The sequence below is a fragment of the Bradyrhizobium roseum genome (genome assembly GCF_030413175.1).
GTDB lineage: Bacteria > Pseudomonadota > Alphaproteobacteria > Rhizobiales > Xanthobacteraceae > Bradyrhizobium > Bradyrhizobium roseum.
This window is the reverse complement of the sequence record NZ_CP129212.1, coordinates 6,950,079-6,966,376: the sequence shown is the minus strand read 5'-3', so window position 1 is coordinate 6,966,376 and position 16,298 is coordinate 6,950,079. Positions and strand designations below refer to the sequence as shown.

Sequence of the window (16,298 nt, the reverse complement as noted above, 5' to 3'; positions counted from 1 at the left end):
CCGCGGGATGGAACCCACAACAATAATGGTATATGTCGAACTCGGGATCGTGGCGGTCCTGATTGTGACCAACGGCTTGCTCGCGATGTCGGAGCTGGCCGTCGTATCGTCGCGGCCGGCGCGGCTTGCGGCGCTGGTCGAGAAGAACGTCATCGGCTCCCGCCGCGCGCTGGCGCTGGCTTCCGATCCCGGTAAATTTCTCTCCACCGTGCAAATCGGCATCACGCTGATCGGCGTGCTGTCGGGTGCGTTTTCCGGAGCCACGCTCGGCCAGCGGCTGAGCAGCCTGTTGGTCGCGGCCGGATGGTCGCAAGGGGTTGCCGATGCGGTCGGCGTCGGCGTCGTGGTCACCGTGATCACCTACGCGTCGCTCATCATCGGTGAGCTGGTGCCCAAGCAGATCGCTCTGCGCGACCCTGAATCCGTCGCGGTGCGCGTGGCGCCGTACATGACGATGCTGGCGACGGTCTCGCTGCCCGCCGTCTGGCTGCTCGATCGCTCCGGCAGGGGGCTGTTATGGCTGCTGGGCCAGCGCGGCGAGGCCGGCGAGAAGGTCAGTGAGGATGAGATCCGCACCCTCGTCGTCGAAGCCGAGAATGCCGGCGTGCTCGAACCCGGTGAAAAGGAAATGATCGCGGGCGTCATGCGCCTCGGCGATCTCCCCGTCGGCGCCGTCATGACGCCGCGCCGCGAGGTCAGCATGATCAATCTGACCGACGACCTGCCGGCCATCAGCGCCGCCCTGATGGCCAGCAGTCATTCCCGCTTTGTGGTGTTCGATCAGGCGGCCGATGCCGCGGTCGGAATCGTTAACGCCAAGGACATGCTCGACTGCTACCTGTCGGAGCAGGTGCCTGATATCGCAAAACTGGTCCGCCCCGCGCCGGTTATTCCGGAATTTCTCGATGCGCGGGACGTCGTCGCCATCCTGCGCGATTCCGCCGTGCATATGGGGCTGGTTCATGACGAATACGGCGCGTTCCAGGGCGTGGTGACCAGTGCGGACATCCTGGAATCGATCGTCGGCGGATTTCACACCGAGGAGGGGCCTCCGGAAGCGGCCGCCGTCAAGCGCGACGATGGCTCGTATCTGCTCTCGGGCTGGATGCCCGCCGTCGAGTTTGCTTCGCTGCTCCACTACACGTTGCCGCCGTCGCGCCACTACCAGACTGTTGCCGGCTTTCTGCTCAGCCATTTTGGCCGGATCCCCGAAGTCGGCGATCGGATCGAGATAGAGGGCTGGCGCTTTGAGGTGCTCGATCTCGATGGCCGGCGCATCGACAAGGTATTAGCCAGCCAGACTGGCGTGAATTGACTAGAACTCACCGTGCAGACGCCCGGATAACACATGCACCGGGCCGCGATCGGCGTTGTAGGCGGGGTTGGTGACGAACTGGTAGTCCGCCGTCAGCGTGATCTGCCTGGTGAGCGCATACGCATAGTAGGTCTCGAGAATGCGCTCCTTGCGGTAATTGAGCTGTCCGTCGCCAATCAGCGGGCCGAGTCCGCCGGCGGCGAGGAAGTCGCGGTGATCGCGAGAGATCGAATTGATCGCACCGGCCAATCCGATCGTGTCGTCCGGCCGTCCCCATTTGGCGCCCTTGATCGAAGTGCCGAGCGACAGGGAGGCGTCGATGTCGGTGAACGACATGATCTCGGTCTTGCCGTTGTTCCAGCTCCAGCGGCCGAACAGGCCGATATCGTCGGTGACCGACTGTTCGACGTTGAAGACGTAGCCGTATTTGGGGCGGCCCGTGCGCGTCAGCGAAATGTCGAGATTGAGCGCGGGATTATCCAGCGTCTCGCGGTAGCTGCCGGAATTGGCGCTGCTCACCCAGCCGATGGTGCGCAGCTTGCCTGGCCGTGAAAACAGCGTGTAGCGCATCTCCAGTTCGGCGACATACTGGCCGCGGCGAAACACCTGGGTGTCGAAATTGTTGGAGTTGGATACCGCGCCGATCAAGAAGTAGCCGCCGCGCAATGCCCAGTTCTTCTGGTTGAGTTCAGCGGTCACGCCGTAGGTCAGCCCGAGCTTGTCGGCCGCGTAGTCGAACGCGCCGGGCGCCCAGATCGACCAGTTCATGAAGTCGCGGCGGGTATCCTTGGCGTAGGCATTGCCGTCGAAGGCGTCGCCGACCGAGAATTTGCCGGCTTGCAGCGTCAGCCGGTTGACGTCGACCTTGCCCGCCAGCTGTTGCTGCCCGCTGGCGAGTTCTTCCTGCTCGCCGCCGAGCCCAAAGGTCTGGCGCACATACAGCCGCGAGGTGTTGTAGTGCGGGTAGGGGAAGTTCGACTTCTGCGCCTCGCCGCTGGAAAATCCCGCGAGGCCGACGGTGTCGCTCAGCCCAAAACCCTGCAACAGTTCGGGATTGTAATAGACCTCGCCGCCTTCCCAGAGCCTGGCGTTCAGGTAAAGGCTGTTGCTCCAGGTGGCCTGCGCCTGCCGGGCCGGCGTCAGGCTGTTGGTGCCCGTGTAGGGCGCGCGGAAGGCTGGATAGCCCTGACCGAGATAGGTGCTCTGGCCGTGGATTTCCCAGCGGTCGGATTCCGGATCGGTCAGGTCGGTCTTCGGCGTCCAGCTTTTCGATCCCGGCCAGTCGACCTTGCGATTGAGGCCGATGCGAACCTGCTGGACGTCGAGCGTCGAATTGTACTGCGCGCCTGACGGGAAGCGCACATCGGCTTTGCCGAACTGGGCGTAGAGATATTCAAGCCGGATGCTCCAGTGCGGCGCGAATGCGTATTCCAGTCCAGCGCCCGCTGCCCAGCCCGGTCGGACGTTGATATGCTTCTCTTCGACGCCCACGCCGGTCGGCGTATTGAGAAAGCGTTCGCCGGTCCAGGCGAATCCGCCGGTGGCGTAGGCCAGCCAAGGTCCGCTGGCATAGCCGACGCGGCCGCGCACGGTACCAAGATAATCCCAGCGTTCTTCGAGGTCAGAGCGCGCCGTCGCGAACTTGGCGACAACGTGGTTGGACGGAAGATAGTTCGGAAAGGTCAGATCGGCCTCGACGCCGAACAACAGGCCCGAGGAGAGTCGATAATTATACCCGGCCTGCACGCCGCCGATTGCGCCGCTGACCACGCTGCTGGTCGTGGCGAAGGCTGGATCGGCCAGCGTCGCGAACGACGAGCCCCGGTGATAGCCGGTGTGACCACCGATATAGAAGCCGCTCCAGTCGAATGCCGGGCGCATGTGAGGCGCCTTGAGCGGAATATCGGCCGCCATCGCCGGGCAGCCGAACGCCAGGACGCCCAGCGCAGCGCCCGCCAAGGCCAGTTTCAGAAGTCGGCGATAGCCGTTCACCGTCTCGACATTCCAGGCGCAGCCCGTGCTCTCACTGCCAGCCATCACGGCAGATTCGACTGACTGCCGCCACCCAACAAATGAAGTCATTGGCCCGTCGCCCCGTCCAACCCAATCTCTATTGCGAGTAATTCGCAATAGAAAGAGGTAGTCGAGCGACAGTTGCTTGATGGCATCGTTGCGTGACATGGCTGCAACAAGGGTCTGCGCCGCCCGCCACGGCGATTGTTCGAAGAGATCGAGGCGGCGCCCGCGGGCTGGCTTTTCCCTCTCCAAAAAAGTTGACCCGCCCGGGGGGACAACCGGGCGGGTCGGGTTCAGCACGGGGTGGATGAGGCGCCCGTGCTGGACGCAAATCCACGAGAAGCGTTGTCAGGGTCCGAACTGGGCTGTGTGAAGCTAACGCTTCTCAAACAGAACCAAGTCAGCCGCAGAAATCAGTAACCGCAGGTCCGGACGCGGCCGACGTAATTGCCGAAGGCGTCGAACTGGCGAACCCAGCCGCAGCGGCGATAGCCGTAGTCGTAATAGCCGGGGCCTGAAGCGGCGATCGCGGTGCCGACAATCGCAGCGCCGACGAGGCCGGCGCCGACGCCCCAGTGCAACGGCTTGGCCTGCGCCTGGCTGGTGGAAGCGATCGTGCCGGTGACGGCAAGGGTAGCGAGGGCGAGAGCGGCGAACTTGGTCTTGATCGACATGGAAGTCTCCATCCTTGGGTTAAGCGGCCATCGTGGTCCGCATGCCCAGTTGGACGGAGCGTGTTGGAAAGCGGTTCGAAATCGTGCCCGGAAATATGGTTTCGTCGATTATTTCTTCGTTATTTCAATATGTTGCGGGTAAATAGCCCGAGCTTCATGGTTTACGAAGAAACAATTCGGGGTCGAATTTGTCGACGTCGTCGAGCAAGTCGCAGAACGCACGTGCAGCGTGGTCGAGCAGTCGCTCGCCCTTTTCCGCGGTGGCCTTGGTGGCGTCGCCGACCGCGCCACTTAAGTGCAGATCCTGCGTTTGCCACGCGAAGGGGACCGGCCGATGCGCCGAAAGCCAGTGGAATTTTTTCTCCATGTCGATACTGGTGGGGCGAAAATCGGCGATCGCTTCCTTCCGCACGCGCTGCGGATAGCGCGCCAGCATGATCGACGTCTCGGTCGCACCGCCATGGATGCCATGGCGCGTCTCTTCCTCGGAAAACAATCCGTCCGGCATGCCGAAGCGAAACCAGCTCGTCGTGACGGCGAGCATCTGATGATGCGCGCGAAGATCCTGCGCCACCAGCGACATCGCCGCGCTGTTGCCGCCGTGGCTGGTGACCATCACCAGCTTGCGGATTCCACGCTGCGCGATGCCCGCGCCGATCGCCGTCCATTCCTTCAAGGCCACATCGTTCGGCAGTGTCTTCGTGCCCGGATAATCGATATGCTCGGTGGAGATGCCGACCGGCTGCACCGGCAGGAAGGTGACGGGGAGCGCGGCAGGCAACAGTTCGCGCACGCGCGCCAGATGGGCCTCGCCGATCAGGATGTCGGTTTCCAGCGGCAGATGCGGGCCGTGCTGTTCGGTCGCAGCCAGCGGCAGCACCGCGATCCAGCGCGCGGCGTCGGCTTGGGTAATCTCGGGCCAGTGGATCTCGGTCCAGTCGCGAGGCGGTACGGTTGAAGGCATCGAGTGAAGCGTTTCTTTGGACAAATTTGCAGGCTAGTTTGTTAGATATTACAGGACCGCTATCCGCGCCATGGGTAGATCCGCCGGGGGACGCGACCCACGTTCACTGCCTCCCATCATGGGCCAGAAAGATCGACGGAGTCCAATCATGAACCCGGCCTTTTTCCCGCGAGTCTTAACCGCAGGTCTTTTGGTGTTGTTGGCGGCGGCGCTGGCGCCTGTGCGCGCGGAAACCCTCGACAAGGTGTCGTTTGGAACCAACTGGGTCGCCGAGGGCGAACATGGCGGCTTCTTCCAGGCGGTCGCCGACGGCACCTACAAGAAATACGGCCTCGACGTCACCATCGTGCCCGGCGGCCCCAACACCAACAACCGTATCCTGCTGACCGCCGGCAAGCTCGATTTCTTCATGAGCGCCAACACGCTGCAATCCTTGGACGCGGTCGCCAACAACGTGCCGCTGATCGCGGTGGCCGCGATCTTCCAGAAGGATCCGCAGGTTTTCCTGACCCATCCCGAAGCCAAGAATGCAAAGCTCGAGGATCTCAAGCCGCTGACGCTGCTGGTCTCCAAGGAAGGCGTCGCCAGCTACTTCCAGTGGCTGAAGTCCGAATACGGGTTTAGCGAGAGCAAGGTGAAACCCTACACCTTCAATCCGCAGCCCTTCATCGTGAACAAGCAGAGCGCGATGCAGGGCTACGTCACCTCCGAGCCCTACGCCGTGGAGAAGGCGGCCGGCTTCAAGCCCGGCGTCATCCTGCTCGCCGACCACGGCTTCAACGCCTATTCGACCCTCATCGAGACCCGGCGCGAGATCGTCGACAAGAAGCCGGACCTGGTGCAGCGCTTCGTCGATGCCTCCGCGATCGGCTGGTACACGTATCTCTACGGCGACAATTCCGCCGGCAATGCGATGATCAAAAAGATGAACCCGGAAATGACCGATGACCTGCTCGCCTATTCCGTAGTCAAGATGAAGGAATATGGCATCGTCGATTCCGGCGACGCCCTGCGCGACGGCATCGGTGCCATGAACGACGCGCGCGCGGCGAGCTTCTTCGACAAGATGGTGCGGGCCGGTGTGGTTCGACGCGATATCGATTACCGCCAGGCCTATACGCTGCGGTTCGTCAACAAGGGCGTCGGTGTCGACCTGCGGCCGAAGAACTGACGCGAGATGGTTGGGCGAGCGTTGTCTGAAATGGAGATCGATGCGGCGGGCCTTGCGGTTCGCCTGCGCGCGGTCACCAAGGCCTATGACAACGGCGTGGCCGCGCTCGGGCCGCTCGATCTCGATGTGGCCAAAGGCGAATTCGTCTCGCTGCTCGGGCCGTCCGGCTGCGGAAAATCAACCGCGCTGCGGCTGATCGCGGGGCTCAGCGCGCCGAGTTCGGGCACGGTGAACGTTTCCCATCGCGCGGCGCGGACGGATGGGCGCCATCCTATCGGCTTTGTGTTTCAGGAGCCGACGCTGTTGCCATGGGCGAGCGTCCGCGACAACGTGCGTCTGCCGCTGAAGCTCGCCCACGCCGCGGCGGTTGAAGCCGACCGCCGTATCGAGGGGGCACTGGCCCAGGTCGGCCTGTCCGAATTCGCCGACGCCTATCCGCGCGAACTCTCCGGCGGCATGAAGATGCGGGTCTCGCTGGCGCGCGCGCTGGTCACCGATCCCGACATTCTGTTGCTGGACGAGCCGTTCGCGGCGCTGGACGAGATCACGCGCTTCCGGCTCAACAACGACCTGCTCGATCTCTGGCGCAAGCTGCGCAAGACCATCATCTTCGTCACGCATTCGGTGTTCGAATCGGTCTATCTGTCGCAGCGCGTTCTGGTCATGACGGCGCGGCCGGGCCGCCTGGCAAGCGAGTTCCGCATCGCTGCCGCGGAGCCGCGCGGGGAGGCTTTTCGCACCTCGGCCGAGTATGCGGGTTACTGCCGCGAGGTTTCCGCAGCGCTCGCGCCTTCCTATGCCGGGCAGCGCAGCGCATGACTTCCTTCCGGAATATCGGCCGCCTGCTGATGCCCGTGGCCGTGCTCGCCGCAGGCCTGGGTTTGTGGGAACTCGTCGTGCGCGTCAACGACATTCAGCCCTACGTGCTGCCGAGTCCCTCTCTCGTGTTTCGGACACTGGTCGGCGACTGGCCGGTGCTGTCGCAATCGCTCGGCGTCACCCTGCTCACCACGCTGCAAGGTTTTATCGCCGCGGCCGTCGGCGGCGTTGCGCTGGCGCTCCTGTTCAACCAGTCGAAATGGTTGGAATATTCGCTGTTTCCTTATGCGGTGGTGCTGCAGGTGACGCCCGTCATCGCCGTTGCGCCGCTGTTGCTGATCTATCTGCCGCAGCAGACGGCGGTCATCGTCTGCGCCTGGATCGTGGGTTTCTTTCCCGTCCTGTCCAACACCACGCTCGGGCTGAACTCGGTGGATCGCAATCTCGCCGGTCTGTTTCAGCTCTATGGCGCTTCAAGGCTGCAGACGCTGCGATACCTGAAATTACCGGCGGCGCTGCCCTATGTGCTCGGTGGCCTGCGGATCGCGGGCGGCCTGTCGCTGATCGGTGCGGTGGTCGCCGAAATCGCCGCGGGGGCGGCGGGCGCCGGCTCCGGGCTTGCCTTCAGGATCGCCGAGTCCGGCTATCGCCTCAACATTCCCCGAATGTTCGCAGCGCTGCTGTTGCTGTCGGTGGCCGGGATTGTCATCTATGGGCTGCTGGCGCTAGTTTCGCACCTGGTATTACGGCGCTGGCACGAGAGCGCTCTTGGAAAGGAAAATTGATGGCTGCCGCGAACACTTCGTCCGAAAAGATCGATCTGCTGGTCTACGGACCGATCCGGCCGATCCTCGAAAACGGCTTCTCGGACCAGTTCGTCCTGCACAAGGCGGAGAGCCGCGCCGACCTCGAGCGGCTGACGCCCGATGTGCTGGCGAAGACCCGCGGCATGGCGGTCACCTATCACACGGTGCCGGCCGACAAGAAATCGCTGTCGCATTTCCCCAAGCTCGAGATCGTCGCGAGCTTCGGCGTCGGCTACGACCATGTCGATTCCGCCTATGCGCGTGAGCACGACATCGTCGTCACCAACACGCCCGACGTGCTGACCGAGGAAGTCGCCGACGTCGCCATGGGCTTGCTGATTTCGACCCTGCGCGAGTTCGTCAAGGCCGATCGCTATTTGCGCTCCGGCCTGTGGCAGACCCAGAACTATCCGTTGAGCGCCGGCTCGCTGCGCGACCGCAAGGTCGGCATCGTCGGCATGGGCCGCATCGGCCAGGCAATCGGCCGCCGCCTCGAAGCCTCGCTCGTGCCGGTGTCGTACCACTCGCGCAACAAGTCGTCGGCCGTCTCCTACAAGCACTATCCCGACCTGATGGAAATGGCGAAGGATGTCGACACGCTGATCGTGATCGTGCCCGGCGGTGCCGCCACCGCCAAGATGATCAATGCCGACGTGCTGAAGGCGTTGGGTCCGCGCGGCGTCCTGATCAACGTTGCCCGTGGCTCCGTGGTCGACGAGCCGGCGCTGGTGGCGGCACTGAAATCCGGCACCATCCTCGCGGCCGGGCTGGACGTGTTCGCCAACGAGCCGAACGTGCCGGACGAATTGAAGACCATGCAAAATGTTGTGCTGCTGCCACATATTGGCTCAGCTTCGGTAGTAACGCGCAACGCCATGGACCAGCTCGTCGTCGACAATCTGAAAAACTGGTTTGCCGGCAAGGCGCCGCTGACGCCTGTGCCGGAAACCCCGGTAAAGGGACGCTGACGCCAATGTCGCTTGCGCGTTCGGGCATCGCGGTGGCGGCAGCGCTGACGGCGCTGCTCGCGCTCGCACCGCCGGTCGCGGCGCAGGACGCCTCGACGCTGAAGAAGGATATGATCGGGCAGTGGGAGCTCGCCACCACCGAGCGCAGCAAGACCTGCGTCGTCACGCTGAAGGGCGATGCGACGCCGCAAGGGCTCAAGCTCGAGCTCGAGCCCGGCTGTGCCGCGGCGCTGCCCTTCACCAAGGAAATCACCGCCTGGAATGTCAGGGGGCTGGACATCGTGCGGCTGCAGGATGCGGCCGGCCAGCCGGTGATTGATTTTACCGAAGTCGAAAGCGGCATTTTTGAAGGGTTGCGCACCGGGGAGGGTGTCTACATCCTGCAAAACCTCGCCGCCGCCCGCTCGCTCGCCAAATCGATGGACCAGATGATCGGCGACTGGTCGATGGTCCGCGGCAACGGCCAGACCATCTGCGGCCTGACGCTGACCAACACCGAAGCCACCGGCGATAATTTCCAGGTGTTCTTGAAACCGAAATGCGATCCCGCGGTCGCGGCCTTTGCGCCGAACCAGTGGCGGCTCGATCACGGCCGTATGCTGCTGCTGTCGGCCAAGGGCGACACCTGGCAGTTCGAGGCCGACGACAATGCGCAGTGGCGGCGGGTGCCCGATACCGCCGATCCCCTCATCATGATGCGCGGGCAGTAATCCTTCAGGGTCCGACGACGCCTGCGACCTGCGGGCGCCATGCTCGGCGGCACGTGGTACGCTTCCGCCCACTTGCCGGCCGGCAATCCCTGAACATTATTCTGTCTGGCTTCATGATCCTGCGATGCATCGCGCACCCAGCCGGAATCTCCGATGTTTGATCCGGCAAGCCAGACCCCTGTCATTGCCGCCGAGCCGCCTTCATCTATTGAATCCCGGTTAATTGCATCTCTTGCCAGCCGAGGCCAGGCGGCAAAGTCCTTTTACACATTTCAGGTCAGATGCAGGCTCCCGAGCATGAGGAGCTCGCCATGAAATTAAGCTGGAACGGCATTCGACAGCGAATAGACGCCATGACGGTCAGGACCAAGCTCTACGTTCTGGCCGCGAGCTTTGTGTTCCTGATCGGTCTGATGGTTTTGGTGGCGATCCATTCAGAGCGCAAGCAGCGCGCATTTCAGGAGTTGCTGAACGCCTCGCTGACGGCAAGCCGCAACATCGAGCGCGCCAACGGCCTTATCTACGCCGCCGTCATGGAGTCCCGCGGCGTCTACATGTCGCCGGACCGGGATTCAGCAAGACGATACGGACAGGCACTTCTGCAACGGCTGGACGATCTTGCGGACGTCGTCAACGAATGGAGGCTCGTTGTAAGGGGCGACGACGCGCGGCAGTTCGCATCTTTCAAGTTGCGAATTGAGCAGTTTATCGAGTTTCGAAAGGAACTGGTGCGTCGAGGCTCGACGATGGGGCCGGCAGCGGGCCGGGCGTGGGGCGACAATGAAGAGAATCGCGCCGTCCGTACGGCGCTTAACCAGGATCTTGAATCGCTATCCGCCATTTACGCGCTGCGTACCCTCGAAATAAGGCGGATCGCAGCGACCAATCTGCAGGCTTCCTATTTAATGATAGGTTTGGGAGTTTTTTTCGTCGGCCTCGCCGGCGCACTGATCGTGCTGTTTCGGCGAGCCATCCTGGATCCGATATTGGATATCGCGAACACGACCAACCGTATTGCGAAGGGAAAGATCAAGCTTGTCGTTCCTCATGCCAAACGCAGCGACGAAATCGGCGGGCTGGCACGCGCTGTCGAGGCGTTTCAGGATAGCGCGTTTCGCGTGATCGAACTCGAGCGCCATGAGCAGGAAATGGAGCAGGCAAACGAGGCGATGGCGCGCGAACGGTCTCTGCTCGAAGAGCAGGTCACTACAGGAAAATGGCAGCTGGATGCGGCGGTCAGGAATATGCCGCAGGGGGTGATCATGCTCGACCGGACGGCCAAGGTCCTGGTGGTCAACGAGCAGTACCGCCAGCTCTATGGCGTCCCGGCGCGCATTGCGAAGCCCGGATCCACGCTGCGGGAAATCCTCGATCATCGAGTTGCTTCCGGCGCGTTCTCAGGTGATCTCGAAGAGTATCTCGCCTCCGTCATGAAGCGGATAAGCGCCCGCAAGCCTACGGTCGCAGACGTTGAACTCGCCGACGGTCGCGTCATCCGGGTCTCGGAACGCCCAATGGACGGTGGCGGCTGGGTTGCCACGCACGAGGACTATACGGCTCAGCACCGTGCAGAACGCACGCTCGAACGCACCGAGCGCTTCTTGATGGCTTTGCTGGAAAACGTTCCGGAAGCGGTGGTGGCGAAGGACGCCAAAACTCTGCAATACGTTTTCGTCAACCGCGCCACCGAAAAGCTTTTCGGCATAGGCCGGGGCCAGATCATCGGGAAGACGCCTCGCGAATTGTTTCCGGAGACAACCGGAGAATTGCTGGAACGTTTCGATCGCGAAATGCTGGACGGCACTAGCGGGGATACCCAAACGGTTCATACCATCGAAACACCAACAAACCAAAGTCGCAGGATTGCAGTCCGTCGCCTGCCTATTGCCATGGAGGGGCGGCCATCGCAGTTTCTGCTGAGCATTATTGAGGACTGCACAAAAATCGAGCGGGAGGCCGCCTGATCCAGTATGCCCGAGACGGCCGACGGGCGCAGGTGTTGATCCAGGTCAACGTCACTTGGGGTGTATTGGCGGAAGATGTTTGCCTACACCACGTCGATTTTTCCCAAGGACGAGACATGAACCATCACCACCGCAAGGTCCTGCATGCGCTGTTCGCCCATCCGATCAGCGCCAATACCGATTTCAAGCAGGTCATTCACGTGCTGGAGGAGCTCGGCGCCGAAATCGACAATAAGTCCGGCAACCGGATCGGCGTCAAGCTGAACGGAAATTCCGTCGCGTTGACGCATGCGCATCATGACCTGCCGAAAGAGGAAGTGATGCAGGTGCGAAAATTCCTGGAGAGCTGCGGCGTCAAGCCGGAACAATATCCGCTCTGAGCTGGAGGGCCGGTCAGGCGGCCTTAGATCCGCGGTGGAGCCATCGCGGCAATCGAAAATATTCCAGGGGCGCCTGTCGATCCGGCGTCCTCCCGTTCGTCGTGTCCCGTAGCGAGCCAGTTTTGCCGGCGATCGCCGCCGCAACTCGCCTCTACGGGAGTTTTGTCATGCGCTTCATGTATATCGTTACCTCGTCCCAGCCCACGCGCGGCCCGACGCCGGCGCTGATGGAGGCGATGGGCAAGCTGGCCGACCGGGAAATCAAGGCCGGCCGCATGATCGACAGCGGTGGTTTGATGCCGGTCTCGGCGGGAGCGCAGGTCCGCATCGCCGACGGCAAGCTCAGCGTGGTCGACGGCCCGTTCGTCGAGACCAAGGAGATGATCGGCGGCTACGCAATCTTCGAGCTTCGCGACAAGGAAGAGGCGGTCGCGGCGGCGCGGGAGTTCATGCAGCTGCACCTCGATCACATGCCGGGCTGGGACGGCACCTGCGAGGTCCGCGCCTTCGCGACGCCGGGCGTCGATGGCGCCTGCGAGGTCGACGTGCGTGCGCATGCCTGATGCGGGCTCTTCGTAACAGCGGTCGGCGGCAATGACAGCCGCCGACATCCATCGCGCCATCCTGGCGGTCTGGCGCATCGAGCAACCGCGCCTGATCACGGGCCTGTCCCGGATGCTGCGCGATGTGACGCTTGCGGAAGATCTGACCCAGGAAGCGCTGGTGGCGGCACTGGAGCACTGGCCCGTCACCGGCGTCCCGGAAAAGCCGGGCGCATGGCTGATGGCATCAGCCAAACGACGCGCGCTGGATGATCTGCGCCGCCGCAACATGCTCGCGCGCAAGCACGCCATGCTGGTCCGCGACCTCGAGCAGGAGCAGCAGGCGATGCCCGATTTCGACGCGGCGCTCGACGACGACATCGGCGACGAACTGCTGCGGCTGATCTTCACAGCCTGCCACCCAAAACTGTCGCGCGAGGCACGCGCCGCATTGGCGCTGCGGATGATCTGCGGCTTGACCACGGAAGAAATCGCGCGCGCCTTCCTTCAGCCGGAGGCGACCGTCGCCCAGCGCATCGTGCGCGCCAAGCGGACATTATCGGACTCCGGGCTCGCCTACGAAACGCCGCGTGGCAAAGAACTTTCGGAACGGCTCGCCTCTGTGCTGGAAGTTGTCTACCTCATCTTCAACGAGGGCTACACGGCCGCAAGCGGCGATGAATGGCTGCGGCCGCAGCTCTGCAACGACGCGCTGCGCATGGGTCGCGTGCTGACGCAGCTCGCGCCGCAGGAGCCTGAAGCCCACGGCCTGCTCGCGCTGATGGAACTGAACGCTTCGCGCGTCGCCGCGCGTACCGATGCTGCCGGCGATCCCATACTGCTGATGGACCAGAACCGGGCGCTGTGGGACCGGCTGCAGATCCGGCGTGGGCTATCGGCGCTGGATCGCGCGCACGCACTCTCTGGCGGGCCAGGATTCTACGCCCTGCAGGCGGCGATCGTCGCCTGTCACGCCACAGCTGCCACACCCGATGAAACGCAATGGCCGCGCATCGCCGACCTCTATGGCCGGCTCGCGAGCCTGGTGCGCTCGCCGGTCATCGAGCTCAACCGCGCAGTGGCGATCGGCATGGCCGAGGGACCGGCGGTCGCGCTTGCAATCGTCGACGGATTGGCGGGCGAGCGCGCCCTGAAGAACTATCATCTGCTCGAAAGCGTGCGCGGCGATCTGCTGTGCAAGCTCGGCCGCCCCGCCGAAGCGCGCGCCGCGTTCGAGACCGCTGCCGCGCTCGCGGGAAATAAACGTGAACAGGAATTATTGAGACGTCGCGCCGCCGAGGCGAACGCGCCGGATCGAGGGCCGCTTCGCGCGCGGAACTGACCGCTTCAGGGGTCGTTCGGCTCTGCCGCCAGCGCGGCCTCATGCCGTTGCAGCCTTGCGGCCCTGCTCGCCACGAAGACGAAGGCGGCAATGAAGGCGATGGTCATCAGCAGGACGATGGTCGGCGCCGGCGCGCTGTCGATGAAGAAGGAAAGATAGACCCCGAGGAATGACGCGAACACCGCGACCATGACGGAGATCGCCAGCATGGCGCTGAATTTGCGCGTCATCAGGAAGGCGATGGCTCCCGGGGAAATCAGCATGGCGATGGCGAGGATGATGCCGACGGCCTTCAAGGCGCCGACGATGGTCAGGGAAAGGATCGCGAGCAATCCGTAGTGCAGCAGCCGGACCGGCAGTCCGATCGCTCTCGCTTGCGCCGGGTCGAACGCGTGCAGCAGCAGGTCCCGCCATTTGATGACGATGATGCCGGTCGCAATGGCCGCGATGATTCCGGTTTCGGCGATGTCGCCGAGACCCACCCCCAGCATGTCGCCGAACAGGATGTGATCGAGATGCACGTCGCTCTGGATCTTGACGTAGAGCACGAGCCCCAGCCCGAACATGCCGGAGAATACGACCCCCATCACGGTATCCTGCTTGATACGGCTGTTCTCCTTGAGGAAGCCGGTCGCCAGCGCGCAGATCATGCCGGCCGCGAAGGCGCCGATGGCATAGGGAATTCCGACGATGTAGGCGATCACGACTCCGGGAAACACGGCATGCGAGATCGCGTCACCCATCAGCGACCAGCCCTTGAGGACGAGGAAGCAGGAGAGGAGCGCGGTCGGGATCGCGACCAGCACCGAGATGATCAGCGCATAGCGCATGAACTCGAGCGTGAAGGGCTGCAGCAATGTATCGAGCAGCGTCATGGGCCTGCATCCAGGGCCTGGATCGCGCGGCGGCGCGACGCCAGCATCCCGTGCTTGGGGGCGAGCAGGAAGACCGCGAGGAAGGTCAGCGTCTGCAGCACCACGATGATTCCGCCGGTCGCGCCGTCGAGGAAGTAGCTGGCATAGGCGCCGACGAAGCTCGTCGTGGATCCGACGGCTACGCTGATCACGAGCAGGCGCGGAAAGCGGTCGGTCAGCAGATAGGCGGTGGCACCGGGCGTCACCACCATGGCGATGACGAGGAAGGCTCCGACCGTCTGCAGCGCCGCGACCGTCGAGGCGGACAGCAGCGTGAAAAACATGATCTTGAGCGCGGTCGTCTTGAGCCCGATCGAGCGGGCGTGGGTCTCGTCGAAGAAGGTAACCATCAGATCCTTCCACTTGACGATCAGGACGGCGAACGAGACGAAGCCGATGATGGCGAGCTGCAGCGTGTCTTCCGGGGTGATCGCCAGGATGTTGCCGAGCACGATGGTCTGGATGTTGACCGAGGTCGGCGAAAGCGACACCATGAAAAGCCCGAGGCCGAAAAACGAAGAAAAAATCAGGCCGATGATGGCGTCTTCCTTCAGCTTGGTGCGCTGGTTGAGGAAAAGCATGGCGGCCGCCGCAAGGCCGCCCGAGAAGAAGGCGCCGATGGAAAACGGCAGGCCGAGCATGTAGGCGCCGGCGACACCGGGCACGATGGCATGCGAAAGCGCGTCGCCGATCAGCGACCAGCCCTTCAGCATCAGATAACAGGAGAGGAATGCGCAGACCCCGCCGACCAGCGCGGAGACCCACATGGCATTGACCATGTATCCGTAGCTGAAGGGTTCTAGCAACGGGGACATCAGCCGCGATCCTCGTCGTTCGAGGACGATCTGCGCCGGGTCGCCTGGCCGTCCTGGAAGATCACCGCGCGCTCGTCATCCGTGATCACATCGAGCGCACGCGGCTGGCCGCCGTCGCTTTCGTTCAGCACGAAATGCCGCAAGACGCCGCCAAAGGTCTTTTCAAGGTTGGCCTGGGTGAAAATCTCCACCGTGGGTCCATAGGCGAGCACGGTGCGGTTGAGCAGCACGGTGCGATCGCAGAATTCCGGCACGCTGCCGAGATTGTGCGTGGAGACCAGCATCACCCGCCCTTCATCGCGCAGCGAACGCAGCAGCTTGACGATGGCGTCTTCGGTATTGACGTCGACCCCGGTGAAGGGTTCGTCGAGCAGGATCACCCGCCCGTCCTGGGCCAGCGCGCGGGCGAGGAATACCCGCTTCTTCTGGCCGCCGGAGAGTTCGCCGATCTGGCGCTTTCGGAAATCGCTCATGCCGACGCGGGCAAGCGCTGCGTCGACCGCTTCATGATCCGCGGCCCTGGCGATGCGCATCATGTTCATGTGGCCATAGCGGCCCATCATCACCACGTCCTCGACCAGAACCGGGAAATTCCAGTCGATGTCCTCGCTCTGCGGCACGTAGGCGACCACGTTCTTTTTCAGTGCGGCATTGACCGGTTGGCCGAGTATCGTGATCTCGCCTGCGGCGAGACCGACGAATCCCATGATCGCCTTGAACAGGGTGGATTTGCCGCTGCCGTTGACCCCGACCAGCGCGGTGATGGTGCCTGCCGGGATTTTGAAAGTCGCATCGCGCAAGGCGGTGTGACCGTTGCGATAGGTGACGGTCGCATTTCTCACGCTGAGCCCGGATCCCGCATCCGAGGACGCGGGATTGAGGAACGGATCGATCATTG

At 63.1% G+C, this 16,298-nt stretch carries 16 protein-coding genes; 10 read left to right on the top strand and 6 right to left on the bottom strand.

Features of this window, described 5'->3' with window-relative positions; genetic code table 11:
- Window positions 1-25: 25 nt before the first annotated feature.
- Window positions 26-1,315: a hemolysin family protein gene (locus QUH67_RS32975; RefSeq protein WP_300944061.1), complete on the top strand. Its 1,290-nt coding sequence runs from the start codon at window positions 26-28 to the stop codon at window positions 1,313-1,315.
- Here the strand turns inward: QUH67_RS32975 and QUH67_RS32970 are convergent, their stop codons facing one another.
- The 3 genes from QUH67_RS32970 to QUH67_RS32960 all read right to left on the bottom strand — a co-directional run bounded on the left by QUH67_RS32970 (window position 1,316) and on the right by QUH67_RS32960 (window position 4,969).
- Complete coding sequence (locus QUH67_RS32970) at window positions 1,316-3,352, bottom strand: carbohydrate porin (protein ID WP_300944059.1); 2,037 nt, start codon at window positions 3,350-3,352, stop codon at window positions 1,316-1,318.
- Between the two features lie 392 nt (window positions 3,353-3,744).
- The gene (locus QUH67_RS32965) at window positions 3,745-4,005 is read right to left on the bottom strand and encodes a hypothetical protein (RefSeq protein WP_300944057.1); all 261 of its coding nucleotides are present in this window, start codon (window positions 4,003-4,005) and stop codon (window positions 3,745-3,747) included.
- Window positions 4,006-4,159: 154 nt separating this feature from the next.
- Window positions 4,160-4,969, bottom strand: coding sequence for a creatininase family protein (locus QUH67_RS32960; protein WP_300944055.1), 810 nt, complete (start codon window positions 4,967-4,969; stop codon window positions 4,160-4,162).
- A 148-nt stretch (window positions 4,970-5,117) separates the two neighbouring features.
- On the opposite strand from QUH67_RS32960, the gene QUH67_RS32955 reads away from it, so the two are divergent.
- The 9 genes from QUH67_RS32955 to QUH67_RS32915 all read left to right on the top strand — a co-directional run bounded on the left by QUH67_RS32955 (window position 5,118) and on the right by QUH67_RS32915 (window position 13,671).
- Window positions 5,118-6,140: an ABC transporter substrate-binding protein gene (locus QUH67_RS32955; RefSeq protein ID WP_300944053.1), complete on the top strand. Its 1,023-nt coding sequence runs from the start codon at window positions 5,118-5,120 to the stop codon at window positions 6,138-6,140.
- A 30-nt stretch (window positions 6,141-6,170) separates the two neighbouring features.
- On the top strand, window positions 6,171-6,959 hold the full coding sequence (locus QUH67_RS32950; RefSeq protein ID WP_300944051.1) for an ABC transporter ATP-binding protein: 789 nt from the start codon (window positions 6,171-6,173) through the stop codon (window positions 6,957-6,959).
- 29 nt (window positions 6,960-6,988) lie between these two features.
- The gene (locus QUH67_RS32945) at window positions 6,989-7,744 is read left to right on the top strand and encodes an ABC transporter permease (protein WP_300948254.1); all 756 of its coding nucleotides are present in this window, start codon (window positions 6,989-6,991) and stop codon (window positions 7,742-7,744) included.
- Entirely contained in the window at window positions 7,744-8,733 is a 990-nt protein-coding gene (locus QUH67_RS32940) for a 2-hydroxyacid dehydrogenase (RefSeq protein ID WP_300944049.1), read from the top strand. Before QUH67_RS32945 ends, QUH67_RS32940 begins: the two co-directional genes overlap by 1 nt.
- Window positions 8,734-8,738: 5 nt before the next feature.
- Window positions 8,739-9,443, top strand: a complete 705-nt coding sequence (locus QUH67_RS32935; protein ID WP_300944047.1) for an AprI/Inh family metalloprotease inhibitor — start codon at window positions 8,739-8,741, stop codon at window positions 9,441-9,443.
- Between the two features lie 311 nt (window positions 9,444-9,754).
- Window positions 9,755-11,407, top strand: a complete 1,653-nt coding sequence (locus tag QUH67_RS32930) for a PAS-domain containing protein (RefSeq protein WP_300944045.1) — start codon at window positions 9,755-9,757, stop codon at window positions 11,405-11,407.
- 116 nt (window positions 11,408-11,523) lie between these two features.
- Window positions 11,524-11,787 carry a type II toxin-antitoxin system HicA family toxin gene (locus QUH67_RS32925; RefSeq protein WP_300944043.1) on the top strand — a complete coding sequence of 88 codons (264 nt, stop codon included), beginning with the start codon at window positions 11,524-11,526 and terminating at the stop codon, window positions 11,785-11,787.
- Window positions 11,788-11,954: 167 nt separating this feature from the next.
- A complete protein-coding gene (locus QUH67_RS32920) occupies window positions 11,955-12,350 on the top strand; it encodes a YciI family protein (RefSeq protein WP_300944041.1) in 396 nt (131 codons plus the stop codon).
- 31 nt (window positions 12,351-12,381) lie between these two features.
- Window positions 12,382-13,671 (top strand): RNA polymerase sigma factor, encoded by a 1,290-nt coding sequence (locus QUH67_RS32915; RefSeq protein WP_300944039.1) that lies wholly within the window; start codon window positions 12,382-12,384, stop codon window positions 13,669-13,671.
- Between the two features lie 5 nt (window positions 13,672-13,676).
- Here QUH67_RS32915 and QUH67_RS32910 read toward each other — a convergent pair whose 3' ends face one another.
- The 3 genes from QUH67_RS32910 to QUH67_RS32900 are packed head-to-tail and all read right to left on the bottom strand — an operon-like array spanning window position 13,677 to window position 16,296.
- Entirely contained in the window at window positions 13,677-14,546 is an 870-nt protein-coding gene (locus QUH67_RS32910) for a metal ABC transporter permease (RefSeq protein WP_300944037.1), read from the bottom strand.
- Window positions 14,543-15,400, bottom strand: coding sequence for a metal ABC transporter permease (locus QUH67_RS32905; protein WP_407080378.1), 858 nt, complete (start codon window positions 15,398-15,400; stop codon window positions 14,543-14,545). Before QUH67_RS32905 ends, QUH67_RS32910 begins: the two co-directional genes overlap by 4 nt.
- Window positions 15,400-16,296, bottom strand: coding sequence for a manganese/iron ABC transporter ATP-binding protein (locus tag QUH67_RS32900; protein WP_300944035.1), 897 nt, complete (start codon window positions 16,294-16,296; stop codon window positions 15,400-15,402). Before QUH67_RS32900 ends, QUH67_RS32905 begins: the two co-directional genes overlap by 1 nt.
- Window positions 16,297-16,298 lie beyond the last annotated feature (2 nt).